Here is a 26,091-nt window from a genome sequence, read left to right as displayed (position 1 = left end):
GTTCGCGTCTTCGTCACGAGCCTATCGCGGGCGGCGGGGGCGTGCCGGGCCGCGTCGATCCAGCACTTTGTCATGTGCGCGGCCTACCGTGGAGCCATGACGTCCCCGGAGCCTCCTGAGCCGACACGCGCCGGACACCGTCTGCCGCGGCGCACCCACCCGACGCCGTCGCCGACGCCCGAGCGTCACGACGACGCGACACAGGTGGCGCCGCAGGGCACGCGGACACGGCAGGGCTCGGGCGCTCACGCGGCCACCCCGGCCGACGGTGGGGACGTCGTCGGCCACTTCCGCATCCTCGACAAGATCGGCGAGGGCGGCATGGGCGTCGTCTACCGCGCGCTCGACACCCGAAGCTCGGACGGGCGGGAGGTCGCCGTCAAGGTGCTGCGCCCGCACATCGCCTACGACCCCGACGCGCGCACCCGCCTCGCGCGGGAGGTCGCGACGCTGGAACGCGTCCACACACCCGGCGTCGCCGCCGTCATCGCCGCGGAGCCGTACGGCGAGCGCCCGTACATCGCCACCGAGTACGTGCCCGGCATCCCCCTCGACGAGGTCGTCAAGCGCCGCGGGCCGTTCGAGCCCGACGCGCTGGCGCGCCTCGGGCGCGACCTGGCCGTCGCCATCCAGGCCATCCATGACGCCGGCGTCGTCCACCGCGACCTCAAGCCGGGCAACGTGCTCATGGTCGACGGGCGCCCCGTCGTCATCGACTTCGGCATCGCCCACATCGCCGACGACGCGCGCCTGACGTCGACCGGCGTCGTCATGGGCACCCCCGGCTACCTCTCGCCCGAGCTCGTCGAGGGTGCGCCCGTGTCGACGTCGACCGACTGGTGGGGCTGGGCCGCGACGCTCGCCTTCGCCGCGCAGGGTGAGCCGCCGTTCGGGCGCGGCCCGATGCCGGCGGTGCTCGACCGCGTGACGCGTGGTCAGGCCAACCTCGGCGGCGTCGACGCGCGGCTGCGGCCGCTGCTCGCCGCCGCGCTCAGCCCGGTGCCGCAGGAGCGACCGTCGGCCCGGCAGGTCATCGAACAGATGGAGCGGTACGCGCGCGGCGAACCGACGACGTACGTCCCGGTGCGACGCGCGGCAGAGCCGCGCGTGACTCGCCCCGAATCGCAGCAACCCCGCCCCGACGCGACGGCTGTGCTCGGCCGCCCGGACGCCACGCGCGTCGCGCCGGTGACGTCGCCGCCGCCGCTGAGTGCGGGGCCAACGGACGCCGAACGCGCTCAGCAGGGGGCCCCGGTGCGTCAGGGCGCCCAGGGGTATGCCAACCCGAGCCCATACGGCTCCGCGCCCGTTCCGTTCGCGCCGAAACCGCAGTCGCGCCCGGGCGAGCACGACCCGCGCATCAACCTGCCGCATCGATCGGGAACGCTGCAGGCGATCTTCGTCCTGTGGTTGGGCGTGACGGCGCTCGTGCCCGTCGTCGGGCTCGTGCTGCTCGTCGTGTGGAACCTCGCCGCGCGCTTCAGCGACTCCACGATCACCCAGACCGTCCTGCGACGCTACGAGGCCGGACGACGACGCAGCGACGGCGCCGTCGCCGTCGCGAGTGCGCCGTGGCACGCCTTGCGCGCGACGCTGTCGACGCTGTTCGCCCTCATCCTGCCGACAGTCGTCTTCGCCTGCGTCGCGGCGCTCGTCGGCATCGGTTGGGTGGCCGTGCGCGGCGGCGTGCCGCGCGTGTGGTGGGCGCTGCCGCTCGTGCTCGGCGCGGGCGCCGCGCAACTGGCGCTGTGGCGAGGCGCCGGTTCGGTCGGCTACCGACGCGGTTCGCGCTCGCTCGTGCGCGGCCTCGTGCCGCAGAACGCGACGCGCATCGTCGCGGGCATCGCCGTCGGCCTCGGCTTGTTCATGCTGGTCGGCTCGTTCCTGCAGCAGGGCGACATCTCGTGGTTCCCGTTGACGGGCGGCATCGACGACCCGCTGGCGCGGTACGCGCCGAGCGTGCAGCGCTGAGTCGATGCACCACAGCGCGTCCACAGCGCGCGCCGAGGGATCGTCACGTTCGGCGTCCTAGGATCAGGGAATGGGTCAGTACGGACGAGAGCACGGCACGACGGGGCCCAACCCGATCTCGGAGAACACGCAGCCGGTCCTGGCGCCGCGGATGCGGTTCCTGCGCAGCGAACCGGTCACCGAGCCGCTGCCCATCGCCGATGCGCTGAAGAACACTCCCTACCGCGACCCGAACGTCCTCGCGGGAGTCAGCGACGACTCGGCCCAGTACAAGGCGCTCGACATCGCCGTGCGCGTGGGGGAGTTGTTGCTGCGCTGCGGGGCGAGCACGCGTGACGTCGAGTCGAGCGTCGTCGCCGTCGCCGCATCGGCGGGGCTGCGCCGCCTCGAGGTCGACATCACGAACCAGGCGCTGCTGCTGCAGACGCCGTCACCGCATCCGGGCCATCCGCCGCTGACGATGCTGCGCGTCGCCCGTTCGTCGACGCGTGACTTCTCCCGACTGACGGCCGTGCACCAGTTCGTCGAGCGCCTCGTCGCGGGCGGCATGGATCTCGACGAGGCGACGAGGCAGTTGCGGCGCATCCAGCGGATGCCGCGGCTGTACCCGCGATGGCTCGTCTCGGTCGCGTTCGGTGGTCTCGCCGCGTCGGTCGCGACGATCCTCGGTGGTAGCTGGATGGCCGTCGCCGTCGCGTTCGTGTCGGCGATCATCGTCGACCGCATCGGGCGCGTGCTGAGCAACCTGGGGGTGCCGAGCTTCTACTCGGCGGCCGTCGGCGGACTCGCCTCGACGATGCTCGCGTGGCTCGCGTACATGTCGCACCAGAGTCATCTCGTCGGCGAGTTCGTCGCCACCCACCTGCCCGGCTCGATGACGATGGCCGACTTCGCGTACGCGATCTCGGGCGGCATCGTCGCGCTGCTGCCCGGTCGTCAGATGGCGTCCGCGGTCGAGGACGCCGTCACCGGCTATCCGGTCACCGCCTCCGGACGCGTGTTGACGGTGATCCTCGCCTGCGCGGGCATCACGGTCGGCGTCGGTGCGGGGTTGTCCTTGACGCTGAGTCTCGACAACGCCCTCGACCTCGGGCTCCAGTCGCCCGGGGTGCTGCGTTACGACTCGCCGTCGACGACTTTTCTGCTCCAGGTTGCCTGCGGTGCGCTCGGTGCGGTCTGCTCGGCCGTGACGATGCGTTCGCGTGTCCGGATGCTCGTGCCGACGGCTGTCATGGGCGCCCTGGGCGTGGGCGGCGTGACGTTCCTCGTCAGCTCCATCGGCCTCGGCGCGACGACGGCGACCGCGATGGCCGCGACGGCCGTAGGGTTCTGCGCGCGACTGCTCGCGCTGCGCCTGGGCGCCCCCGCGCTCGTGCTCGTCATGCCCGCGGTCTCGCCGATGCTGCCCGGCCTGCGCATCTTCCGCGGCATGTACGAGTCCGTGTCGGGTTCACTGCTCGGAGCGACGCGCGTGGCGCAGTCCGGGGTCGGGGTGACGACGATGCTCGGCGCCGTCGGGATCGCCCTCGCGCTGAGCACGGGGGCGCTTCTCGGGGACGTGCTGTCGGCGCCTTTCGACCGCCCGATCGTGCAGCGCCGCAGGGCTCGTCGCCGCTGACGGGCGGGGTGTTCTCGCGCGCGGCGACGGCGGGGGCCGCGGTGATTCACATTTTGTGACGTAGGTCGCGTAACGTTCTCCTCGCTGTGGCGATGTCGTGAGTGTCGCCCAAGCGGCTCACAACTCAACACACCAAGAATTCGCGGGCAGCGCCAACGCCAAACCTCGTCGGGCGCCGCTTCATTCGCACCGTGCGAACCGCAGACGAGGGTGGGGGACCCACTCGTGGCACTCGTTGAGTGCCTTGGGGTGAAGCCGGTCCCGAACCGGCCGAGCACCTGACCGCTCGAACCCGACAGCTCACCTCACCGGCGTCGTCAGGAAAGGAAACACCTCCATGGGTTACACCCCGAAGCACTCCGCTCCCTCCGACTCGACCATGGGTCGCAAGGCTGCGGGCGTCGCCCTCGTCGGTGCCGCCACCGTCGGCGCCGGCGTCACGAGCGCCACCACCGCCTCGGCCGCACCGGCCGGTTCGGTCTGGGACCGCGTCGCCGCCTGTGAAGCGGGCGGCAACTGGCACATCAACACGGGCAACGGCTTCTACGGCGGCCTGCAGTTCACGCAGCAGACGTGGGCCGGCTTCGGTGGCACGCAGTACGCCGCTCGCGCCGACCTCGCCACGCGCGAGCAGCAGATCGCGATCGCCCAGAAGACCCTCGCCGTCCAGGGCCCCGGCGCCTGGCCCGTGTGCTCCGTGCGCGGTGGCCTGACCCGCGCCAACGGTGGCAGCACCGCTGCGGCTCCTGCCGCTGCGGCCGCGAACACGCAGGTGTCGCGTTCCACCGCTCGTTCTGCCGTCAAGGCTCCCGCCGCGACGTCCGGCAAGCTCGCCGTCGACGGCATCCTCGGTCGCCAGACCGCTCGCTCGCTGCAGGCCTGGGTCGGCACGTACCGTGACGGCATCGTCGGCCCGCAGACGAAGATGGCCCTCCAGCGCACGGTCGGCACGACGCCCGACGGCATCATCGGCCCCCGCACGGTCGCCGCGCTGCAGTCGAAGCTCGGCATCTCCCAGGACGGCGCGACGTACCTCAACGCCCGCACCGTCCGCGCCCTGCAGGCGCACCTGAACAACCACTGATCGCGCGTCTGATCGCCTGATCGACGACGAGGGCCCCACCGCTTCGAAGCGGTGGGGCCCTCGTCGTGTGCCCTGGCCGGGCAGGCGGGCGGTGAGAGCTGGAGATGGGACTCGAACCCACAACCACCTGTTTACAAGACAGGTGCGCTACCGATTGCGCCACTCCAGCACACTGCCGGTATCGGCAGCCCTGTGATCTTATACGAGGCGGGTCGCGATGCCCGTCCCGTCGGGCGACGACCTACGATGAGGGCATGAATCTCAAGCCTGCAGCAGACGTCGAAACCGCACCCGTCGCCGCCCTCGGTCTCCTCGGCGGTTACCTCACCGCCCGTGAGACGGGCATCCGTCCGCTCGGGGGTGTCGTGCTCGCGCTCGCCGGTGGGTACGCGGGCCGCACGTGGCTCGCCAAGGGCGGCGCGGCCCAGACGGCGGCGCTGACCGCCGTGTACGTCGGCGGGTTCGGCGCCTCGCACCCGCTCGCGAAGAAGATCGGCGCGTGGCCGTCCGTCGTCGGGGTGGCGGCACTGTCGGCGGCGGCGTCGTACGTCCTGATCGACCGCCACTGAGCGGGCCCGCCCCCGAGGCTCGGCCTGCCCGAGTGCGCGGGGATACACTGACGTGTTTTGTTCGACGGCCGCGACGAGGTGAGGAGTGGCATGCCCGACTCCCTCACGCCTGCCGAGCGTTCGATGCGCGACCTGACGCCGTCGCGTGACGACTTCTCGCTGAGCACCACCGAGCCGCCGCCCCGCTTCGTGAGGGCGCTCGTGCGCCCGCTCGGTGGCCGCCCAGCGCTACTCATCGAGTTGTTCCTGTTCTGGATGTTCTTCCAGTACTTCACGTTCGCGCAGGAGCACATCCGCGGAGAGCACGACGAGTCGGTCCGGCATGCGCACCGCCTGTTCGACCTGGAGCAGTGGCTGCGCATCGACATCGAACGATGGCTCAACTCATCGCTCGCCGAGGTGCCCGTCCTCGCGCAGGGCGCCGGGTACTACTACGGCATGGTGCTCGCGACGGTGCCCATCGCGCTCGCGTGGGCCTGGTGGATGAACCCGGACGGGTTCCGGCGCCTCAGACGGTTGCTCATCGCGATGACGCTGCCCAGCCTGCTCGTGTTCTGGTTGCTGCCGATGGCCCCGCCCCGGTTCGCCGTCGACGGCATGATCGACGTCAACGCCGTCTACAACATCATGGGCGGTCGCCTCGCGCGTGACCCGTCGCAATCGGCCAACCTGTACGCCGCGATGCCGAGCCTGCACTGCGCCTGGTCCACCTGGGTCGCCTACGTCGTGTACGACACGTGGAAGCGGCGCCGGCCCGTGTGGGCCCGCGCCGCCTGGCTCTACCCGCTCGTCACGTACTGGGACGTCATGGCGACGGGCAACCACTTCGTCCTCGACGTCGTCGGTGGCATCGCACTCTTCTGTTTCGGTCTTCTGTACGTCAACCTGCTGCGCGGGGCCGAGGTGAAGATCTGGGACGAGGACCCGGGGTTCACTTCGGCGGCATACGCAGCGCACCGTCGAGACGAATGACCTCACCGTTGAGCAGCGGGTTCGCGACGATGTGCTCGACGAGTGCCGCGTACTCGCTCGGGCGGCCGAGGCGCGAGGGGTGCGGCACGACCTTGCCGAGCGATTCGCGCGCCGCTTCCGGCAGCCCCGCGAGCATCGGCGTCTCCATCGTGCCGGGCGCGATCGTCATGACGCGGATGTGGCTGTCGGCGAGGTCGCGCGCGGCGGGGAGCGTCAGCCCGACGATGCCGCCCTTGCTCGAGGCGTAGGCCGCCTGACCGATCTGGCCGTCGTAGGCGGCGGCGCTGGCCGTCATGACGATGACGCCGCGGTCACCGTGCGCGTCCGGTGCGCCGTCGTCGGTGGGGGAGGGCTCGTTCGCGACCATCGCCTCGGCGGCCAGACGCAGCAGGTTGAAGGTGCCGACGAGGTTGATGTCGATGACGGTGCGGTACTTCTCGAGCGCGTGGACGCCGTTCTTGCCGAGCACGCGCCCCGGGGTGCCGACCCCGGCGCAGGCGACGGCGATGCGCAGCTCACCGAGTTCGGCGGCGGCGTTGACGCCCTGGCGCACCTGCTCCTCGTCGCGCACGTCGGTGGGGACGAACAGGGCGCGCTCGCCCAGGTCGTCGGCGACGGCCTGGCCGTTCGAACTCGGTAGGTCGGCGATGACGACGGCCGCGCCGTCGGCGTGCAGGCGGCGGGCGGTGGCCTCGCCGAGGCCCGAGCCGGCACCGGAGATGAGAGCGACGGTGTGCTGCGTGATCTTCATGTGACGCACTCTAACGAGCGGTGCGAATGAAATGTGGGGTGGGTCACCCTCGTTCCCGCGGGGCCTGGCTCGTCGTGTCGCTCCGACGACGCGGCGGCCCCGCCTCCGTGCGCCCAGATGCACCTGCGTGCAAGAGCACCCGGGTGCATCTGGGCGCAACAGGGTCGGGCGAGGCCGTCGCGATGGTGCAGGAGGGCAGGAGGAGCTCGCGCGCTGAGGGGTCAGCGGTACAGCGTGACGTCGGTGGCCTTGACGCTCGCTGCGACGTGCGAGCCGCGGTGCAGGCCGAGTTCGGTGACGGCCTCGAGCGTCACGTCGGCCACGAGATCGGCCGCGACGCCTGCGTCACCCCGCAGGTGCACGCGGGCCGACGTCCCGGTGTGCTCGATCTGCTGCACGACGAGCGGCCAGGTGTTGCGAGGCGATCCGGCGGGCACCTCGCGCCACAGCGAGACCGCGGTCGGCGCGAAGGCCGCGAACGCCCGCTCGCCCGACGGCGGCACGTCGGCGGCCATGATGCGGGCGCCACCCGGTGTCGTGATGGCGCGACCGTCGCTCGTCCCTCGCCACAGGTTGAGGCCGACGACGCGGGCGGCGAACGCCGTGCGCGGATAGCGCACGACCTCCTGCGGCGGGGCGAGCTGCGTCACGCGCCCGGCTTCGAGGAACAGCAGCCGGTCGGCGAGCGTCAGTGCCTCCAGCGGGTCGTGGGTGACGAGCAGGGTGACGGCGTCGGTGCGCGCGAGGCGCTCGCCGAGCAGCGCGCGCAACTCGTCGCGGCCGCTCTGGTCGATGGCCGAGAGCGGCTCGTCGAGCAGCAGCACCCGAGGGGCGAGGGCCAGTGCACGGGCCAGAGCGACGCGTTGTGCCTGGCCTGACGACAACTCGTGCGGACGGCGGCTCGCGAGGTCGGCGATGCCCACCTGCTCGAGCTCCTGCCGCGCACGACGGCGCGCGGCGGAGCGCGATACGCCCCGCGCCCGCAGCCCGAACGCGACGTTCTCGAGGGCGTCGAGATGGCCGAAGATGTCGCCCGCCGCGGTCATGAGACCCACCTGACGGCGGCCGGGGGGCACGGCGTGACCGCGCCCGTCGTCCCAACAGGCTTCCCCGACGCGCAGCTCACCGCTCGTGAGATGTTCGAGGCCGCTGATGCCGGCCACGAGCGTCGACTTGCCGCTGCCGTTGGGGCCGAGCACCCCGAGCACCTCGCCCGGAGCGCACGTGAACGCGGCCTCGAGCTCGAACGAGCCGCGCCGCATCGTGCCGGCGAAGCTCAACCCCTCCGGTTCGGGCGTCTCAGGCGGTTCGGGCGAGAAAGACGGGTTCATCGCACACCGCTCCAGCGTCCGCGCAGCAAGGCGAGCACGACGAGGCAGATGCCGAGCATGAGGGCCGCGAGGGCGGTGGCGGCGTCCTGACTGATGTCGAGCGCCTGATACACCGCGAGGGGGCCCGTCTGGGTCGTGCCGGGGAAGCTGCCGGCGAAGGTCATCGTCGCACCGAACTCACCGAGAGCGCGTGCCCAGGAGAGCGTCAACCCCGCGAGCAGGCCGGGCGCCGCCATCGGGATGAGGACGCGGCGCAGCGTGTACCAGCGGCTCGCGCCGAGCACGGTGGCGGTGCGCGCCCACCGAGCGTCGATGCCGCGGAACGCGCCTTCGGCGGCGACGACGAAGAACGGCATCGCGACGAACGTCTCGGCCAGCACGACGCGCACCCACGAGTAGGGCAGCGACGTGCCGAAGCTGTCCTGCAGCACCGTGCCGATGAGGCCGCCGCGCCCCCACGCGTCGAGCAGGGCGACACCGGCGACGACGGGCGGCAGCACGAGGGGGACCGTGACGAGCGCCCGCAGCCACGCGGCGGCACGCCCCCGCAGGCGTGAGAGCCACCAGGCGAGAGGGGTGCCGAACAGTGCGGACAGGGCTGCCGTCGTCGTCGTGGTGCGAAGCGACAGCAGGAGAGCTTCGCGTGTGCCGGCGGTCTGCAGGTCGGCGGCGAAGTGCGACCAGCGCACCTCCAGCAGCAGCGCAACGAGCGGGACGACGACGAACGCGACCGCGACCGCTGCGAACACCCCGAGCACCACACCGCCGGCATCGGGGGCGCGGCGGGTGGGGCTCGTTCTGCTGGCGCTGGGGGCGCTCACGTCAGCTCGGCGAGCCGAACCCGGCGTCGCTCAGCACCTTGCGGCCCTCGGCGCCGGTGATGAGCTGCACGAACTGCTTGGCGTACTCGTTGTTGCTCCACGTCGCGATCGGCAGCGTCGTCTTGACGTTCGAGCCGGACGCGATATCGACGCCCGTCACCTTGTCACCGGCGGCCTTGACGTCCGTGCGGTACACGACCGCGGCGTCCGCGTCACCGGAGGAGACCTTCGCGAGCGTCGACTTGACGTTCTGCTCGTAACTGACGACGTGCGCGTGGACGTTCGCCTTCGCCAGCGCCTTGTCGGCGGCGCGCCCGCACGGCACGGTCTTGGCGCACAGCACGGTGCTGACCTTCGCGAGGCTCGCGAGGTCGGTGACGTGGCCCGGGTTGCCCTTGGGCGTCGCGATCTCGAGTTCGTTCGTCGCGAAGTCGGTCCAGGTCTTGCCCTGCGTGATGTCGGCCGGCATCGTCTTGGGCGTCGTCGTGTCGGCCATGGCGACGACGTCGGCCGGTGCACCACCCTTGAGTTGGCGCACGATGTCCTGGCTGCCTGCGAAGCTCATCTTGATCTCGACGCCGGGGTGGTTCTTCTCGAAGTCCTCGGCGAGCTTGGTGAAGCTCTCGGTGAGCGAGGCCGCGGCGAGGACGGTGATGGTCTTGCTCGAGCTCGCCGTGGCCGAGGAGCTGCCGGCGGCGTTCGAGCCCGACGAGTTCGTGCTGCTCGACCCGCCGCAGCCGGACAGACCCAGCACGGCGGCGGATGCGGTGGCGGCGGTCGCCGTCGTGAGGGAACGATTCATCCTCGTGGCCTTCTGTCTCTCGGTCGGCTGATCGGATCGGTTCTCGGGGCGAGGACGCCGGGGTGGTCAGGCCCGTCGGAACAGCTCGGCGGCGACGCTCGGGTCGATCGGCATCGGGTGGGGGCGTTTCGCCTCACGCCCGTCACCCGAGCTCGTGCCGCGCAGGCGGCGTTCGATCCACGGGCCGAAGTATTCCTTCGACCACTCGGCGTTCTCCGCCAGGCGCTGACGGGCTGGCTTCGGTTCGAGCGGCGGGAGCAGGTCGAGCCAGTCGCCCTCGGTCGGCAGGCCCAGCGTCCACGCCGCCTGCTGCGCGACACGGCGGTGGCCCTCGGGGGACAGGTGCAGGCGGTCGGCACCCCACATGCGCATGTCCCGCAGTGCACGCATGCCCCACACGTCGAGCACGTAGCAGTCGTGTCGCTGCGCGATGCCCCACAGGTTCGCGATGTGCCAGCTGATGCGCGGTCGCAAGCGGGTCATGATCTTCGAACCCGTGGGGTTGACCATCGTCGCGAGCATGACGTCGGCTCCGGCGTCCTTGAGGCGGACGACGGCGGCCTCGAGCTGATCGGCAACGTCGTCGAGGTCGACGTTCGGGCGCATGATGTTGTTGCCGCCGCCGACCATGCTGACGAGGTCGGGCTGCATCGCGAGCGCGGCGTCGAGCTGCGGGCCGACGACGTCGGCGAGCAGCTTGCCCCGGATCGCGAGGTTCGCGTACTCAAATGCGTGCCCCGCGCCGTCGGCGACCTGAGCGAGGTCGACGGCGAGCCGGTCGGCCCAGCCGAGGTAGGCGTCGTCCTGACGCGGGTCGGGGTCGCTCATGCCCTCGGTGAAGGAGTCACCGATGGCGACGTAGCGCCGCCACGTCCGCTCGTGGCCGCTGCGGGCCGCGGGCGCCTCGTCGGAGGTATGGGTGTCGGGGGTCGTGTCTGTCACGGGATGCGCCAATCGATCGTGTGCGTGCCGAGTTCTTCGAGCAGGGCGTTGGTGCGGCTGAACGGCTTGCTGCCGAAGAAGCCGCTGCGGGCCGACAACGGTGAGGGGTGGGCCGACTCGACGGTCGGCGTGTCGCCGAGATGCGGCGCGAGTGAGCGCGCGTCGCGCCCCCACAGGATGGCGACGAGGGGCTGCTCGCGCTCGACGAGCGCGTTGATCGCCGTCGCGGTGACGTGCTCCCAGCCCTTGCCGCGATGGCTCGCCGGCTTGCCGGGCTGCACCGTCAGGACGCGGTTGAGCAGCAGCACCCCCTGATCGGTCCACGCCGACAGGTCACCGTGCTCGGGTGGGGTGATATCGAGGTCGTCGTGCAGTTCGGTGTAGATGTTCGCGAGGCTGCGGGGGATGGGCCGCACGTCGGGTGCGACGGCGAAGCTCAGGCCGATCGGGTGCCCGGGCGTCGGGTACGGATCCTGGCCGACGACGAGGACGCGCACCTCGTCGAACGGCTGCGTGAACGCGCGCAGCACGGCGTCGCCCGCAGGCAGGTAGCCGCGCCCCGCGGCCACCTCGTCACGCAGGAACGCCCCCGCGGCGGCGATGTGCTCGGCGGCGGGCGCGAGGGGTTCGACCCAGCTCGGGTGGACGAGTTCGTCGTACGGACGAGGCATGTGTCCAACCTATCGCGCGGGTCTGACAACCCGCCCCGAGCGCGGTTGGAACGGGCCGGGCGGCCTCGTATCCTGAGCGGATGGCCATGATCGAGACCCCCGCGGGTGCCCACGTGCCCGGTGACGCCGACGCGCCCGGGCTGAGCGAGCGCGACCGTGCGATGCTCGCCTTCGAACGCGAGTGGTGGAAGCTGCCCGGCGCCAAGGAAGCGGCGATCAAGGAGCGCTTCGGGCTGACGAGCACGCAGTACTACCAGCAGCTCAACAAGCTCGCCGACACCGAGGCGGCGCTCGCCGCGGATCCGTTGCTCGTCAAGCGGATCCAGCGACGCCGCGCGGGGCGTCGACGCACCGTCTGAACCGCGGCTCAGCGCGCCGCCACGTCCCCGCATGTCGCCGCTCTCGTGGCGCCGCAGCCCATCTTGGCAGCCGCACGACAGACGTCGGGGTGCCGCTATGAGCGAACAACACGCGGGTGCGTGCGCGGAGGGTTTGCACTCGGTGGGGGCGAGTGCTAATCATGGGGTTAGCACTCTGATCGTGAGAGTGACAAAAGCCTGACTGCAGCAGTGAGGGTTCGGGGCGCGCCGACATGACCGGCGCGTGATCGGGCCCGTCCGTCGCGGGCGCTGATGTGGTCGATCCGAACGTCACGTGGAGGAACCACAGCCATGGCCAAGACCATTGCTTTCGACGAGGAGGCCCGTCGCGGCCTCGAGCGCGGCATGAACACGCTCGCCGACGCCGTGAAGGTGACCCTCGGCCCCAAGGGCCGCAACGTCGTGCTGGAGAAGAAGTGGGGCGCCCCCACGATCACCAACGACGGTGTCTCGATCGCCAAGGAGATCGAGCTCGAGGACCCGTACGAGAAGATCGGCGCCGAGCTCGTCAAGGAAGTTGCGAAGAAGACCGACGACGTCGCCGGTGACGGCACGACGACGGCCACCGTCCTCGCCCAGGCGATGGTGCGCGAGGGTCTGCGCAACGTCGCGGCCGGCGCGAACCCGATGGCGCTGAAGCGCGGCATCCAGACGGCCGTCGACGCCGTCAGCAAGCAGCTGCTCGAGCACGCCCAGGAGATCGAGACGAAGGAGCAGATCGCTGCGACCGCGTCCATCTCCGCCGCTGACCCGCAGATCGGTGAGCTCATCGCCGAGGCAATGGACAAGGTCGGCAAGGAAGGCGTCATCACGGTCGAGGAGTCGAACACGTTCGGCCTCGACCTCGAGCTGACCGAGGGCATGCGCTTCGACAAGGGCTACATCTCGGGCTACTTCGTCACCGACACCGAGCGCATGGAGGCCGTCCTCGACGACCCGTACATCCTCATCGTCAACTCGAAGATCTCGAACATCAAGGACCTGCTGCCCGTCCTGGAGAAGGTCATGCAGTCCGGCAAGCCCCTCGCGATCATCGCCGAGGACGTCGAGGGCGAGGCCCTGTCGACGCTCGTCGTCAACAAGATCCGCGGCACGTTCAAGGCCGTCGCCGTCAAGGCTCCCGGCTTCGGCGACCGCCGCAAGGCGATGCTCGGTGACATCGCTATCCTCACGGGCGGCCAGGTCGTCTCCGAGGAGGTCGGCCTCAAGCTCGAGTCGACCGAGCTCGACATGCTCGGCCGCGCCCGCAAGATCGTCGTGACGAAGGATGAGACGACGATCGTCGAAGGTGCTGGCGACGACGAGCAGATCAAGGGCCGCGTGGCGCAGATCCGCGCCGAGATCGAGAACTCCGACTCCGACTACGACCGCGAGAAGCTGCAGGAGCGCCTCGCGAAGCTCGCCGGCGGCGTCGCCGTCATCAAGGCGGGTGCCGCGACGGAGGTCGAGCTCAAGGAGCGCAAGCACCGCATCGAGGACGCTGTGCGCAACGCGAAGGCAGCCGTCGAGGAGGGCATCGTTGCCGGTGGTGGCGTCGCGCTCATCCAGGCGACGAAGGACGCCGAGTCGGCCTTCTCCGCTCTCGAGGGCGACGAGGCGACGGGTGCGAACATCGTTCGCGTCGCTGCCGAGGCTCCGCTCAAGCAGATCTCGACGAACGCGGGCCTCGAGCCGGGCGTCATCGTCGAGAAGGTGCGCTCGCTTCCCGCCGGTCAGGGTCTGAACGCTGCGAGCGGTGAGTACGTCGACATGATCGCCTCGGGCATTATCGACCCGGCGAAGGTGACGCGTTCGGCGCTGGAGAACGCTGCGTCCATCGCGGCGCTGTTCCTCACGACCGAGGCCGTCATCGCTGACAAGCCGGAGAAGAACGCCGGCGCTGACGCTGCGGCGGGCATGGACGGTGGCATGGGCGGTATGGGCTTCTGACAAAAGCACGTACGCCACGGCTGGCGCCCCCCGAGCGAATGCGAGGACGGGGGCCGGCCGGAGCGGAGTGTGAGGAAGAAGCCCGAGAGAGCATGGGCTTCTGAGAAAGCGCGCCTCCACGGGCTGACGCCCGCCTGAGTGAATGCTCGGGCGGGCGTCAGCCTTTTGTCGTCCAGGGAGCACTTCCTCTCGCGATGTTGCCCGGGATTCGGGGCGCCGCGCCTCGAATCGCGGGGCAACATCGAGGCGGTTGACATGCGCATCTGCGCATATGAAACTAAGTGCATGTCGTTGCAGCATGCGTTGCTCGTGTCCCTCGCCGAGCGCGAGGCGAGCGGGTATGACCTGACGCGGCGCTTCGACCGTTCGCTCGGGTTCTTCTGGAGCGCGACGCACCAGCAGATCTACCGCGTCCTCGCCAAGATGGCGGACGCAGGCCTCGTCGAGGTCCGCACCGAGGCGGGCGAGGGTCGCCCCGACCGTCGCGTCTACACGATCGCCCCGGCCGGTCGTGCGGAACTACTCGCGTGGACGCGCACACCCACCCCGAGCGAGACGCTGCGCTCCGAGTTCGCCGTCAAGGTGCGCGGCATGCGCTTCGGCGACGCAGACGCCGTCGTCGCCGACATCCGCCGTCATCGCGACGAGCACGCCGCCCAGCTCGCCTACTTCGAGGCCAACTGCGCGAGGCACTACCCCGATCCGTCATCCCTCAGCGACGAGGAGCGTCCGACCTACGCCGTCCTGCGCGGGGGAATCCGCACCGAACGCGCCATGCTCGAGTGGTGCGACGAGATGGTGGCGCTGCTGAGCGGCGAGACGCTGCCCACCCCCTGCGTGCAAGTGCATCCGGGTGCCCCTGCACGCAGGGGTGAGGACGGTGATGAGGACGGAAACCTGAACGTGGACGTCGACGGGAACCTCGCGGCGAGCGTCGCCGTGGACGACAGACCGCATGGCGTGAAAGACAGACCGCACGACAACGAACGCACCCCAGCACCCGGGAGAACACGATGAGTTACGAGCACCTGCTCAGCCCCCTCGACGTCGGCGGCATCACGCTGAAGAACCGCGTCATGATGGGCTCGATGCACACCGGCTTCGAGGACAAGGCTAAGGACTTCCCGCAGCTCGCGCGCTACTTCGCGGCACGTGCGGAGGGCGGCGTCGCGCTCATGGTGACGGGTGGTTTCGCGCCTAACATCACCGGCCAGCTCGGGCCGATGGGTTCAATGCTGACGGCGAAGCGGCAGCTCGGGCGGCACAAGCTCGTCACCGACGCCGTCCACGAGCACGACGGGCGCATCGTCATGCAAATCCTGCACGCGGGCCGCTACGGCTACACGCCCTGGAGCAAGAGCGCGTCGAACAAGAAGTCGCCGATCACGCCGTTCGGCACGCGCGCGATGAGCACGAAGGACGTCGAGAAGACGATCCGCGACTACGCGAACTCGGCGCGCCTCGCGAAGGAGGCCGGCTACGACGGCGTCGAGATCATGGGCTCCGAGGGCTACCTCATCAACCAGTTCCTCGCCGCCCGCACGAACGACCGGACCGACCGTTTCGGTGGCTCCGCCGAGAAGCGCATGACGCTGCCGCGCGAGATCGCGCGCGCCGTCCGCGATGCCGCCGGCGACGACTTCCTCGTCCTGTACCGCATCTCCGTGGCCGACCTCGTCGACAACTCCCAGACGTTCGAGGAGATCGCGACGCTCGCGCAGCACCTGCAGGGTGACGTGTCGATGTTCAACTCCGGCATCGGCTGGCACGAGGCGCGCATCCCGACGATCGTGACGTCGGTGCCGCGCGCCGCGTTCGCGTGGGCGACGGGCAAGCTGCGCGCCGAGGTCGACATCCCCGTCATCGCGAGCAACCGCATCAACACCCCCGAGGTGGGCGAGCAGATCATCGCGGACGGTCTCGCGGACATGGTCTCGATGGCGCGTCCGCTGCTCGCGGACCCCGACTTCGTCAAGAAGGCGCAGGCGGGCCGCGCCGACCTGATCAACACGTGCATCGCGTGCAACCAGGCGTGCCTCGACCACACGTTCAGCGGCAAGAAGGTGAGCTGCCTCGTCAACCCGCAGGCCGGACGCGAGGGCGAGCTCGTCCTGCTGCCCGTGCCGAAGCCGCGCGCCAAGCGCGTCGCCGTCGTCGGCGCGGGCCCCGCCGGGCTTGCCGCCGCGACGAACCTCGCCGAGCGCGGCCACGACGTCACCCTCTTCGAGGCACGCGACCACCTCGGCGGTCAGTTCCGTCTCGCGATGAACATCCCCGGCAAGGAGGAGTTCGCCGAGACGCTGCGCTACTTCATGACGCGGCTGGACGAGTTGAAGGTGGACGTCCGCCTCTCGACACGCGCCGACGCCGAAACGCTCGACGGTTACGACCACGTCGTCCTCGCCACGGGCGTGACGCCGCGTCGCCCCGCCATCGAGGGCATTGACCACGCGAAGGTCGTCATGTACGACGAGTTGTTGCGCGGTGAGAAGGTCGCCGGTGAGCGCGTCGCCGTCGTCGGTGCCGGTGGCATCGGCTTCGACGTCAGCGAGTACCTGCTGCACGAGCCGCACGAGAACCTCAAGCACTGGATGGAGCGCTGGGGCGTCACCGAGTCGGAGAACGTGCCCGGCAACATCGTCGAGAAGGTCACGGAGAGGCCGCGCCGCCAGGTCTACCTCGTGCAGCGCAAGCACACCGCGCTCGGCAAGGGCCTGGGCAAGACGAGCGGCTGGGTGCACCGTCAGACGCTCAAGGACTCGAAGGTCGAGTTCATCGGCGGCGCCACCTACGACAAGGTCGACGACGCCGGCCTGCACCTGACGATCACGCCCGCACCGCCGCGCGCCGTCGGGCCGCTGACGAAGGCGTCGAAGAAGACGGGCCTGCCCCTGACGATGGTGCCGCAGCTCAAGGCCCTCGACGCGAAGTACGCGAGCGTCCCCGCCGAGGCGAAGGCGAAGTTCGAGGGCCAGGAGCCGACCAAGCGCGTGCTCGACGTCGACACCGTCGTCATCTGCGCAGGTCAGGAGTCGGTGGCCGATACGTTCGGTCTCGACCCGGCGAAGGTCACCGTCATCGGCGGCGCCGACGTCGCCGCAGAGCTCGACGCGAAGCGCGCCATCAAGCAGGCCACGGAGCTTGCCGCGGCGCTGTGACGAACCGTCGGGCCCGACACGTCGTCGGGCCCGACGGCCGGGAGGTGCCGCGCTCAGGCGGTGACCCAACGGCGCACGTTGTTGTCCTCCGCCGTCGAGTACTCGCTGCTCGTGAGGTGCAGCGTCGAGCTGATCGTGTCGAGCGTCGACTTCAGCTTGTTCATGTCGGTGTTCCACGTCGTCATGAGCGAGGTGAAGTTCGTCTGCGCCGAACCCTTCCACTGCGTCTGCAGCGTCGTCAGCTTCGTGTTGAGGTTCGTCAGCGACGTCTCGAGGTCGGTGACGAGCGTCGCGGTGTCGGTGCCGTGAGCGGAGATCGCGTCGGAGTCGACGGTGTACTGCGATGCCATGATGTGCCTTTCGTGGGGCGCGCGGGCTGCTCCCGTGGCGCTTGCCTCCGACGGTAGGCCGACGGCGCCCACCCGTGCTTCGGGCCGTCCACAGAGCCACGCAGCCGTCACAGCTGTGGATGAACGAGCCTGTCTCGCGGCCCGGGGGACGGTTGTCGGAGTGGACAGCTACCTTGGCATCATGACGAAGCGTGTGGTGGCAGCCGAGGCCGACGGCCTGACGATGGCCTACGGCGAGGGTGACGCACGGGTGCTCGCCCTCGACGGGGTGAGCCTCGAGCTGTTCGAAGGGGAGTTCACCGCCGTCATGGGCCCGAGCGGCTCGGGCAAGTCGACGCTCATGCACTGCCTCGCGGCGCTGGAGACGCCGTCGTCGGGGCGGGTTTTCATCGGTGACATCGAGGTCAGCTCCCTCGACGACAAGCGCCTCACGCGCCTGCGGCGCGACCACATCGGCTTCATCTTCCAATCGTTCAACCTCGTGCCGACGCTGACGGCGCGCGAGAACATCATGCTGCCCGCCTCGATCGCGGGCAGAAAGGTCGATCAAGAGCTGTTCGACGACGTCATCGACGCCGTCGGCCTGCGCGAACGGCTCGGGCACCGTCCGAGCCAGCTGTCCGGCGGCCAGCAGCAGCGCGTCGCGTGCGCGCGGGCGCTCGTCACGCAGCCCGACATCATCTTCGCGGACGAACCGACCGGCAACCTCGACTCCCGCTCGGGCGAAGAGGTGCTGTCGTTCCTGCGCCGCAGCGTCGACCGACTCGGCCAGACCATCGTCATGGTGACGCACGACCCCGTCGCCGCGGGCTTCACCGACCGCGTCGTCTTCCTCGCGGACGGACGCGTCGTCGACGAGATGCGTGAGCCGACGTCCGAGCGCGTCCTCGATCGCATGAAGGCGTTCGACGCCGCCGCGAGGCGCTGACGTGCTCACCACCTCGCTCAAGGCCGTCTGGGCGCGCAAGCTGCGCCTGCTCATGAGCACGTTCGCGATCGTGCTCGGCGTCGCGTTCGTCGCCGGCTCGCTCATGTTCACCGACTCCCTCAACCGCGCGTTCAGCGGCATCATGAACGGCACCGTCGGCGACGCCACCGTGCGTGCCACCCAGGACGCCTCGCAGCACTCGCGCGGCGGCGACACGCGCACGATCGGCCCCGACGTCCTCGCCAAGGCGCGCTCGGCCAAGGGCGTCGCGCAGGTCGACGGCGTCGTCTCGTCGATGAGCGCCACCGTCCTCGCGAAGAACGGCAAGGTCATCGGCGGCCAGGGGGCGCCCGCGTTCGGGGTGAACTACCACGACGCACGCGCCGCCGACGGCGTGCCCGGGCTGCACATCACGCAGGGGCGGGCACCGACGTCGGCGAGGGAGATCGCGCTCGATGCGAAGACAGCCGAACGCGGCGGCTACCACCTGGGCGACACCGTCAGCATCCTGACTTCGGGCCAGACGCCGCGCTGGTCCGGCCGGCTCGTCGGGTACGCGAGCTACGCGAACGGCTCGATGGTGGGCTCGACGCTCGCGGTCGTCGACACGAAGACTGCGCAGCAGTTGTTCCTCGACGGCAAGGACGCCTACACCTCGTTGTGGGTCCAGGCGCGCCCCGGGGTGTCGCAGAGCACCGTCGTCGAGCAGATCAAACCGTTCGTGCCGAAGGGTTTCGAGGCGGTCACCGGCAAGCAGGCCTCCGACGAGGCCGCGAGCGGCATCAAGAAGGCGCTGTCGTTCATCACGACGTTCCTGCTCGTGTTCGCGGGCGTCGCGCTGCTCGTCGGCTCGTTCCTCATCGTCAACACCTTCGGCATCCTCGTCGCGCAACGCAGCCGCGAACTCGCGCTCCTGCGGGCACTCGGCGCGTCGTCACGCCAGGTCCTCGCCAGCGTGCTCGTCGAAGCGCTCGTCGTCGGCCTCGTGGGTTCACTCGTCGGCATCGGGGTCGGCGTGCTGCTTGCGAAGGGCATCTCGGCGCTGCTCTCAGCGCTGGGCGCCGACATCGACACCGGTGGGCTCGTCCTCGAACCGCGCACAGTGGCGGTGTCGCTGCTCGTCGGGCTCGGCGTGACGGCGCTCGCCGCCTGGCTGCCGGCGCGGCGAGCCTCGCGCATCTCACCGATCGCGGCGATGCGCGACGACCAGGTCGAACCCGAGCAGACGGTGCGCCGCCGCGCCGTCGTCGGCGCCCTCGTCTTCGTCGTCGGTGCAGCCCTGGCCGCCTGGAAGCTCGCGGCCGACACCTCGATCTGGGTGTTCGTCGCAGGCATGGTGCTCATGCTGTTCGGCACGATCTCGGCGACGCCGGTGCTCGCGCGTCCCGTCGTGCGTGCGATCGCCGCCGTGGCGCGCCCGCGCTCGGGAATCGTCGCACAGCTCGCGGCCGAGAACAGCCTGCGCAACCCGCGCCGCACCGCGGCGACCGCGTCGGCCCTCATGATCGGCATGGCGCTCGTGTCGATGATGACGGTGTTCGGCGCGTCCGCCTCGGGCAGCGTCGATGCGCTCATCGCGAAGAACTTCCGCGGCGACTACGTCGTCAGCGGGCAGTTCTCCGAGCCGATCTCCGCCTCCATCGCGACGCGGATGCGCAGCGTCGACGGCGTACAGACCGTCTCGCGCCTGCGTCTCGGTGACGGCACGTTCAACGATGCGCCCGCGACGATCGAAGGCGTCGACGCCGCCACGTTCCGTCAGGTCGCACCCGTCGAACTCGACTCCGGCAAGGACGCCCTCGACGATCGCTCCGTGCTCATCTCGTCGGAGAAGGCGAAGGCGTACGGCATCACGGTCGGAGACGTGACGCGCCTGACGATCGGCAGAGCGAACGTCAAGCGCCTCACCGTCATCGGCATCTTCGACCGTGACGCGAGCCCGCGCGCGGCGGACTACGTCGTCAGCATGCCGACGTTCGAGGCGGTGGGCGGCTCGACGAAGGACAACACCCTCTACGTGCTGCGCCGACCCGGCGCGGATGCGGCGAACGTCAAGAAGGGGCTCGACTCGGTCGTCGCCGATCTGCCGACCGTCACGGTCAAGGATCAGGCCGGCTACGCCGCCGAGCAGCGAGCCCCGATCGACACGATGCTCGTGCTCATCTACGGCCTGCTCGGTCTCGCCATCGTCATCGCGGTGCTCGGCATCATCAACACGCTCGCGCTGTCCGTCATCGAACGCACCCGCGAGATCGGCCTGCTGCGCGCCGTCGGCCTCGCCCGCTCGCAGTTGCGCTCCATGGTGCGCCTCGAGGCGGTGACGATCTCGCTCGTCGGCGCCGTCATCGGTGTCGTGCTCGGCACGATCTTCGGGGTGTTGTTCCAGCGCACGCAGGCGAACTCGGGCGTCGACGTGCTCGTCATCCCGTGGCTGCGGCTCGCGCTCTTCCTCCTGCTCGCCGCCCTCGTCGGCGTCCTCGCCGCCTGGTGGCCGGCGCGGCGCGCCGCGAAACTCAACGTTCTCGCCGCGATCAGCGCGCCGTGACCGGGTGCGCTCTCACGACGTCAGCGGCGCCGGGATCGGGCGCGCGTGGACGACACTCAGGGCGCTGACGGCGCGCGTCAGCACGACGTAGAGACGCCGCAGGCCGGTCGCCTCATCGGGTTCGGCGTCCGCGATGTCGGCGGGTTCGACGACGATGACGCGGTCGAACTCGAGGCCCTTCGCGACCTGCGCGGGCACGAGCTCGACCTGATGGTCGGCGTCGTCACCGTGATCCGCGCCGAGGCGCCCGAAGCCGATGCCGGCGTGTGCCAGCGCCTCCGCGATGTCGTCGAGCGCGCCGGGGACGGCGATGACGCCGACCGACCCGGGCGTCGTCGTCGCATGGCGCACCGCATCCGTGACGGCGGCCGCGAGCGCGTCGGGGCCAGTCTCGACGAGGTCGAGTTCGCCGCGGTTGCTGCGCACCGACTGCGGTGCGGCGAGGCCGGGCGCGATGACGGGCAGCAGCTGTGAGGCGTATTCGATGACGGCAGCGGGCACGCGAAAGCCCTGCAGCAGCTCCTCGAGGTGGAAGTCGCTCTTGCCGAGGTGTGACATCGTCGCAGTCCATGACCCCGGTGCCCACGGCGTCGTCGCCTGCGCGACGTCACCGAGCACCGTCGCCGAGCCCGTCGAGCAGCGGCGCCCGACGCCGCGCAGCTGCATCGCCGACAGATCCTGCGCCTCGTCGACGATGACGTGCCCGAGGCTCGTCGTGCGTTCGATGCAGTCGGCGGCCTCGTCGAGCAGCGCGAGGTCGGCCGGTGACCACTTCGCGGACCCCTTGGTGCGCGGCGGCTTCTCCCACACCGCGCTCGCCTCCTCGTGCGGGTCGAGGTCGCCGTCGGCGCACTCGTGGAGGAAGTCGGCGTCCGACAGGAGGCGGTGGACGACGCCGGCGGCGTCGAGCTGCGGCCACAGGGCCTTGACGTACGCCTTCACCGACGCGCTGCGGGCGATGGAATCCTGGACGCGATCGTCGGGGGAGTCGCCCGCGGCCTCGAGCTGCAGCATGACGCTGTGCGCGAGGCGCTGCGCCATCATCGCCCGCGCGGCCTCGTATCGCACGCCGCGCGAACGGAGTTCGGCGACGATCTCGGCCACCTCGTACGCGGGCACCCGCCAGCGTCGCGCGCCACGGGGGACGACGAGCGCCTCGTCGGGGTGCCCGACGTGGGCCCACACCGCGCGGTGGATGATGCCGGCCCACCGCGCAGCGCCCTTGAGGACGGCGACCTGCGCCTCGTCCGCGCCGCGCACGAGCCAGCGTCGGTTCTTCGGGGTGTCGTCGCGGTAGCTGCCGTCGAGGAGCGTCTCGATCGTCGCGTGGGCGACGCGCGCCTCGCCGAGCGACGGCAGCACCGCGGAGATGTGGTCGAGGAACGCCGCGTTCGGGCCGACGACGAGGACGCCGGCGCGATCGAGGCGGGCGCGGAACGAGTACAGCAGCCACGCCGCGCGGTGCAGGCCGACAGCCGTCTTGCCGGTGCCGGGCGCGCCCTGGATGCAGACGGTGGTCGCGACGTCGGCGCGCACGAGCGCATCCTGCTCGGGCTGGATCGTCGAGACGATGTCGCGCATCGGGCCCGAGCGGGGGCGTTCGATCTCGGCGGCGAGGATGTCGCTGCCCGCCCGATCGTCGGCGCCCGACTCGTCGGTGCCCCCAGGAGCATCGAGACGCTCGTCCTCGTACGCCGTCAGCTCGCCGCGTTCGACGCCGAAGCGCCGCCGCAGCGACACGCCCATCGGTTCGGCAGGGGAGGCGCGGTAGAACGCCGTCGACACGGGCGCCCGCCAGTCGATGACGAGCGGGTCGCCCGCCTCGTCGGAGACGTGGCGGCGCCCGACGTAGAGCTCCTCGAGGCGCGCGGCGTCACCCGCGGCCGGGTCGCGCCAGTCGATGCGGCCGAAGAAGAGCGTCGTCGACGGGTCGTCGGTCAGCGCCGCGACGCGGCGGGCGAGCGTCGCCCCGAGCGCCTCGCCGCTGACGGCGTCGCTGGCCCGCGACGCGTCGAGCGAGGCGGCCGAATCGCGCATGCGCGCGAGTTGGGCGCGTGCGGCGGCGAGGTGCGCGCGTTCGTGGTCGAGGACGGGGTCGAGCGCAGGCTCGAGCACGGGAGCGGGCAAGGCGAACCACCTTCGGGGGCAGTGGAGGCAGAATCCCTCACTCTACGCCTGGCACCCGTTGCGGGGAGCGCTCAATTCTTGACGTCGGACTGAGCTCCCAGCGTCACCGAGACCTCCTGCTGGCGACCGTCGCGGATGATCGTCAGCTTGACGGCGCTGCCGACGGTACGCGAGCGCACCTGACCGACGAGCGCGTTGGGCGAGGTGACGGGTTCGCCGTCGATCGCGGTGATCGCGTCGTCCTTGCGCAGCCCCGCCTTGGCGGCGCCGCTGCCGGGGGCGACGGACGCGACCTTCGCCGCCGTCAGCGTCGCGTTGCCGCTCTTGACCTCCGTCGGCGACGTGCCGATGCCGAGCAGCGCGTGCTCGGCCTTGCCCTTGGCGATGAGCTGGCCCGAGATGTTCTTCACGACGTTGCTCGGGATGGCGAAGCCGATGCCGATGTTGCCGCTCTGGCCGCCCGAGGCGCCGTTCGACAGCGACGCGATCGAGGAGTTGATGCCGATCAGCTTGCCGCTGCCGTTGACGAGCGCGCCACCCGAGTTGCCCGGGTTGATCGCGGCGCTCGTCTGGATCGCGTTCGTCACGACGGTCGAGGTCGACGTCGAGGAGCTGTCGGAGTCGCTCTCGCTCGTCGTCACCGGCCGGTCGAGGGCGGAGACGATGCCCGTCGTCACGGTGCCGGCGAGGCCGAGGGGGTTGCCGACAGCCATGACGGGCTGACCGACGACGAGCTTGCTGTCGTCGGCCATCTCGACGGGGTGCAGGTCCGGGACGTCCTTGATGCGGATGACGGCGAGGTCGGTGGACGGGTCGGTGCCGACGACGCTCGCTGGGTAGGTGCGGTTGTTGTTGAGCGTGACGGTGACGGTCGCGTTCGACCCGGCGCCGCTGACGACGTGGTTGTTCGTCACGATGTTGCCGCTCTTGTCGAGCACGACGCCGGAGCCCTCGCCGCCGCTGGAGCCGGAGCTGACGTCGATCGAGACGACGCTCGGGTTGACCTTCGCGGCCGTCGCCGACCAGTTGATCGCGCCGGCGTCGGCGAAGTCGGCCGGATCGGCCTTGATGACCGTCGAGTTGCCGCCGCCCGAGACGGCGCCGGTGTCGTCGCGCTGGACGACGGCGTACGTCCCGGCTGATGCGAGGGCCGCCGCGAGGAGCGAGGCCGCACCGATCTGCGCGAGACCGCGCCCGCCGCGTCCCGAACGCCCGCCACCGGCAGGCTGCGAGCCGACGCCGTACGCCGCGCCCGGCTGCTCGTATCCCGGCTGTTGCTGGACAGGCTGCGCGTGGCTCGGCTGCCCGTACCCCGGCTGTGCCCAGGGCTGTTGATAACCGGGCTGAGGCCCGGACGTCGGCGCGGGGGCGGACGCCGGCATCGCACCGGCGGGCGGGGCGTCGAGGCGGGCCGGTTCGGAGCGGATCACCTGCGTGTCGTCAGGGCGTGGAGCCTGGCCCGGCAGCTGGTGACGGCGGGCGCCGTCCGGTCGCTCGTCGGGGTTCGGGGCGCTGTCGGGCGTCTCGGTCATGGCACTGCTCCTGGTCTCGGATCGGCGCTGACGCGGGCTGCGTCGGTCGATGCGCTGAGGGGGCCTCTCGGGTCACGAGAGTAGTCAGTCGAGGCTATTCGACGTCATCAGTCTCGTCGGCAACGTGATGCGAGCTGTGCTGCGCCTGTGAATCCGGCGCGGCGAGCGGCAGACTGACGACGAACGTCGCGCCCCCGCCGGGGGTTTCGCGCACGTTCACCTCACCGTCGTGGGCGGCGACGATCGCGGCGACGATCGACAGGCCGAGGCCGGTGCTGCCGCTCGCGCGGTTGCGGGCGACGTCGGCACGGTAGAAGCGTTCGAAGATGCGGCCACGCATGTCGGCGGGGATGCCGGGGCCGTGGTCGGCGACCTCGACGACGGCGCGCCCGTCGACCGCACCGACGCCGACCTCGATGGGTTCGGTGCCCGGAGCGTAGCGTTCGGCGTTGCTCACGAGGTTCGTCATCACCTGGCGCAGGCGCTGCTCGTCTGCGCTGATGATGACGGGGCCCAGGCCGCCGCCGAGCCCGTGCAGTGCGAAGCGGCGCTCGCCGTCCCCGCGGGCCTCTGCGTCGCTCACGGCGTCCGCGGCGATGACGGTGAGGTCGACGTCGTGGTGGCGTCGCGGCGTGCCGGGCGCGGTGGCCCCGATCGTCGCGGCGCGCTGCTCCGTCTCGAGGCGAGAGAGCAGGAGCAGGTCGTCGACCATGGCGCTCATGCGTTTCGCCTCGTCCTCGATGCGGCGGAAGGCGGCGGCGACGTCGTCGGGGTCGCTCACCGCGCCCTGACGGTACAGCTCGGCGTAGCCGCGGACGGTGGCGAGGGGAGTGCGCAGCTCGTGCGAGGCGTCTGCGACGAAGGAGCGCATGCTCTCCTCGCTGCGGTCCTTGATCTCCATCGAGCGTTCGACCTGGCTGAGCATGACGTTGAGCGAGCGCGCAAGGCTCTCCATCTCGTCGGCGGAGTCGGGGTTGGGGACGCGGCGTGTCAGGTCGCCCGCGGCGATGGCGGCGGCGGTGTCCTCGATGGCTCGTAGTGGTCGCATCGCCCGCCGCACCGCCCACAGCGCCGCGAGCGTCGCGAACAGCAGTGCGATTGCGCTGACGCCGATGGTGAGCACCTGCATGCGTCGCACGACGGTGTCGACGTTCGCCATGCTGACGGCGACGGCGTACGGCTCGCCGGTGGTCTCGTCGATGCCTTCGACGACGCGCCACGACACGGTGCTCTCGCCCTGCGAATGGACGGTGTAGGGGTGCCCGCCGTGCGCGATGGCGCTGGCCTTCGTCACGTCGGGGAAGTCGGGGCGGGGCCCCGTGGCGGGGACGAAGTCGTTCGTCTCCTGCGCGCCGACGATGCGGACGGCGTACACGTTGACGGGCACGGCGCTCGTCACGCGCGCGTGCTCGGCCTGTTGCTGGATCGTCGAGGCGACGAGGGTGGGCGCGGCGGCGACGAGGTCGGCGTCCTCTCGTTGGACGAGGTAGCTCTGCAGCTGCCAGGACCCGGCAGTGCCGACGACGAACATCGCTGCGCCGAGCAGGCCGGCGAGCACGGCGACGATGCGGGCGCGCAGCGGCCAGCGGTGGACGCCGCGCCGCAGTCGC

General features: G+C 70.8%; 21 protein-coding genes, 1 tRNA gene and 1 riboswitch. Of the genes, 11 read left to right on the top strand and 11 right to left on the bottom strand.

The window, feature by feature from the left end; all coding sequences use genetic code 11:
• Window positions 1–96 precede the first annotated feature (96 nt).
• From EDC82_RS11360 to EDC82_RS15175, 3 genes are all read left to right on the top strand, one after another.
• Window positions 97–1,971 (top strand): serine/threonine-protein kinase, encoded by a 1,875-nt coding sequence (locus EDC82_RS11360; protein ID WP_160126243.1) that lies wholly within the window; start codon window positions 97–99, stop codon window positions 1,969–1,971.
• Between the two features lie 70 nt (window positions 1,972–2,041).
• A complete protein-coding gene (locus tag EDC82_RS11355; protein ID WP_131941591.1) occupies window positions 2,042–3,589 on the top strand; it encodes a threonine/serine exporter ThrE family protein in 1,548 nt (515 codons plus the stop codon).
• Window positions 3,590–3,766: 177 nt separating this feature from the next.
• Window positions 3,767–3,920, top strand: a riboswitch (cyclic di-AMP (ydaO/yuaA leader).
• Window positions 3,921–3,926: 6 nt separating this feature from the next.
• Window positions 3,927–4,673 carry a transglycosylase family protein gene (locus EDC82_RS15175; RefSeq protein ID WP_006943724.1) on the top strand — a complete coding sequence of 249 codons (747 nt, stop codon included), beginning with the start codon at window positions 3,927–3,929 and terminating at the stop codon, window positions 4,671–4,673.
• 96 nt (window positions 4,674–4,769) lie between these two features.
• Here EDC82_RS15175 and EDC82_RS11345 read toward each other — a convergent pair.
• Window positions 4,770–4,842: transfer RNA gene (locus EDC82_RS11345), tRNA-Thr, on the bottom strand.
• Between the two features lie 85 nt (window positions 4,843–4,927).
• Here EDC82_RS11345 and EDC82_RS11340 point away from each other — a divergent pair.
• Entirely contained in the window at window positions 4,928–5,242 is a 315-nt protein-coding gene (locus EDC82_RS11340) for a hypothetical protein (protein WP_006943710.1), read from the top strand.
• 90 nt (window positions 5,243–5,332) lie between these two features.
• Complete coding sequence (locus EDC82_RS11335) at window positions 5,333–6,214, top strand: phosphatase PAP2 family protein (RefSeq protein ID WP_050786425.1); 882 nt, start codon at window positions 5,333–5,335, stop codon at window positions 6,212–6,214.
• Here EDC82_RS11335 and EDC82_RS11330 read toward each other — a convergent pair.
• The 6 genes from EDC82_RS11330 to EDC82_RS11305 all read right to left on the bottom strand — a co-directional run bounded on the left by EDC82_RS11330 (window position 6,174) and on the right by EDC82_RS11305 (window position 11,532).
• Window positions 6,174–6,965: an SDR family NAD(P)-dependent oxidoreductase gene (locus EDC82_RS11330; RefSeq protein ID WP_006943715.1), complete on the bottom strand. Its 792-nt coding sequence runs from the start codon at window positions 6,963–6,965 to the stop codon at window positions 6,174–6,176. The genes EDC82_RS11335 and EDC82_RS11330 overlap by 41 nt on opposite strands.
• Before the next feature lie 221 nt (window positions 6,966–7,186).
• Window positions 7,187–8,296 carry an ABC transporter ATP-binding protein gene (locus EDC82_RS11325; RefSeq protein WP_235006213.1) on the bottom strand — a complete coding sequence of 370 codons (1,110 nt, stop codon included), beginning with the start codon at window positions 8,294–8,296 and terminating at the stop codon, window positions 7,187–7,189.
• On the bottom strand, window positions 8,293–9,117 hold the full coding sequence (gene modB, locus EDC82_RS11320) for a molybdate ABC transporter permease subunit (RefSeq protein ID WP_313956482.1): 825 nt from the start codon (window positions 9,115–9,117) through the stop codon (window positions 8,293–8,295). Before modB ends, EDC82_RS11325 begins: the two co-directional genes overlap by 4 nt.
• A gap of 1 nt (window position 9,118) precedes the next feature.
• Window positions 9,119–9,919: a molybdate ABC transporter substrate-binding protein gene (gene modA, locus EDC82_RS11315; RefSeq protein ID WP_006943714.1), complete on the bottom strand. Its 801-nt coding sequence runs from the start codon at window positions 9,917–9,919 to the stop codon at window positions 9,119–9,121.
• Between the two features lie 66 nt (window positions 9,920–9,985).
• Complete coding sequence (locus tag EDC82_RS11310) at window positions 9,986–10,861, bottom strand: SGNH/GDSL hydrolase family protein (protein WP_131941589.1); 876 nt, start codon at window positions 10,859–10,861, stop codon at window positions 9,986–9,988.
• Window positions 10,858–11,532, bottom strand: a complete 675-nt coding sequence (locus tag EDC82_RS11305; RefSeq protein WP_131941587.1) for a uracil-DNA glycosylase — start codon at window positions 11,530–11,532, stop codon at window positions 10,858–10,860. Before EDC82_RS11305 ends, EDC82_RS11310 begins: the two co-directional genes overlap by 4 nt.
• An 80-nt stretch (window positions 11,533–11,612) precedes the next feature.
• Between EDC82_RS11305 and EDC82_RS11300 the strand changes: the two genes are divergently transcribed.
• The 4 genes from EDC82_RS11300 (at window position 11,613) to EDC82_RS11285 (ending at window position 16,999) form a co-directional block, all read left to right on the top strand.
• Window positions 11,613–11,891: a DUF3263 domain-containing protein gene (locus tag EDC82_RS11300; RefSeq protein ID WP_006943707.1), complete on the top strand. Its 279-nt coding sequence runs from the start codon at window positions 11,613–11,615 to the stop codon at window positions 11,889–11,891.
• Window positions 11,892–12,203: 312 nt separating this feature from the next.
• Window positions 12,204–13,841, top strand: a complete 1,638-nt coding sequence (gene groL, locus EDC82_RS11295; RefSeq protein WP_006943711.1) for a chaperonin GroEL — start codon at window positions 12,204–12,206, stop codon at window positions 13,839–13,841.
• A 285-nt stretch (window positions 13,842–14,126) separates the two neighbouring features.
• Window positions 14,127–14,858 (top strand): PadR family transcriptional regulator, encoded by a 732-nt coding sequence (locus EDC82_RS11290; RefSeq protein WP_074040797.1) that lies wholly within the window; start codon window positions 14,127–14,129, stop codon window positions 14,856–14,858.
• Window positions 14,855–16,999, top strand: a complete 2,145-nt coding sequence (locus EDC82_RS11285) for an NADPH-dependent 2,4-dienoyl-CoA reductase (RefSeq protein ID WP_006943702.1) — start codon at window positions 14,855–14,857, stop codon at window positions 16,997–16,999. Before EDC82_RS11290 ends, EDC82_RS11285 begins: the two co-directional genes overlap by 4 nt.
• Before the next feature lie 53 nt (window positions 17,000–17,052).
• Here the strand turns inward: EDC82_RS11285 and EDC82_RS11280 are convergent, their stop codons facing one another.
• Window positions 17,053–17,349 (bottom strand): WXG100 family type VII secretion target, encoded by a 297-nt coding sequence (locus tag EDC82_RS11280; RefSeq protein WP_006943722.1) that lies wholly within the window; start codon window positions 17,347–17,349, stop codon window positions 17,053–17,055.
• A gap of 181 nt (window positions 17,350–17,530) precedes the next feature.
• On the opposite strand from EDC82_RS11280, the gene EDC82_RS11275 reads away from it, so the two are divergent.
• Together EDC82_RS11275 and EDC82_RS11270 are read left to right on the top strand one after the other, a co-directional pair.
• Window positions 17,531–18,277 (top strand): ABC transporter ATP-binding protein, encoded by a 747-nt coding sequence (locus EDC82_RS11275; RefSeq protein WP_083803167.1) that lies wholly within the window; start codon window positions 17,531–17,533, stop codon window positions 18,275–18,277.
• Window position 18,278: 1 nt separating this feature from the next.
• Window positions 18,279–20,822, top strand: a complete 2,544-nt coding sequence (locus tag EDC82_RS11270) for an ABC transporter permease (RefSeq protein WP_062258780.1) — start codon at window positions 18,279–18,281, stop codon at window positions 20,820–20,822.
• Between the two features lie 12 nt (window positions 20,823–20,834).
• Here EDC82_RS11270 and EDC82_RS11265 read toward each other — a convergent pair whose 3' ends face one another.
• The 3 genes from EDC82_RS11265 to EDC82_RS11255 form a co-directional block, all read right to left on the bottom strand.
• Window positions 20,835–22,949, bottom strand: a complete 2,115-nt coding sequence (locus EDC82_RS11265) for an AAA family ATPase (RefSeq protein WP_235006212.1) — start codon at window positions 22,947–22,949, stop codon at window positions 20,835–20,837.
• 71 nt (window positions 22,950–23,020) lie between these two features.
• Window positions 23,021–24,481, bottom strand: coding sequence for a S1C family serine protease (locus EDC82_RS11260; protein WP_235006210.1), 1,461 nt, complete (start codon window positions 24,479–24,481; stop codon window positions 23,021–23,023).
• Window positions 24,482–24,575: 94 nt separating this feature from the next.
• A complete protein-coding gene (locus tag EDC82_RS11255; protein ID WP_131941585.1) occupies window positions 24,576–26,039 on the bottom strand; it encodes a HAMP domain-containing sensor histidine kinase in 1,464 nt (487 codons plus the stop codon).
• Window positions 26,040–26,091: the final 52 nt, after the last annotated feature.

Origin of the sequence: Dermacoccus sp. SAI-028 (assembly GCF_004346775.1) — a bacterium.
Lineage (GTDB): Bacteria > Actinomycetota > Actinomycetes > Actinomycetales > Dermatophilaceae > Dermacoccus > Dermacoccus nishinomiyaensis.
This window is presented reverse-complemented; position numbering and strand designations above follow the sequence as displayed.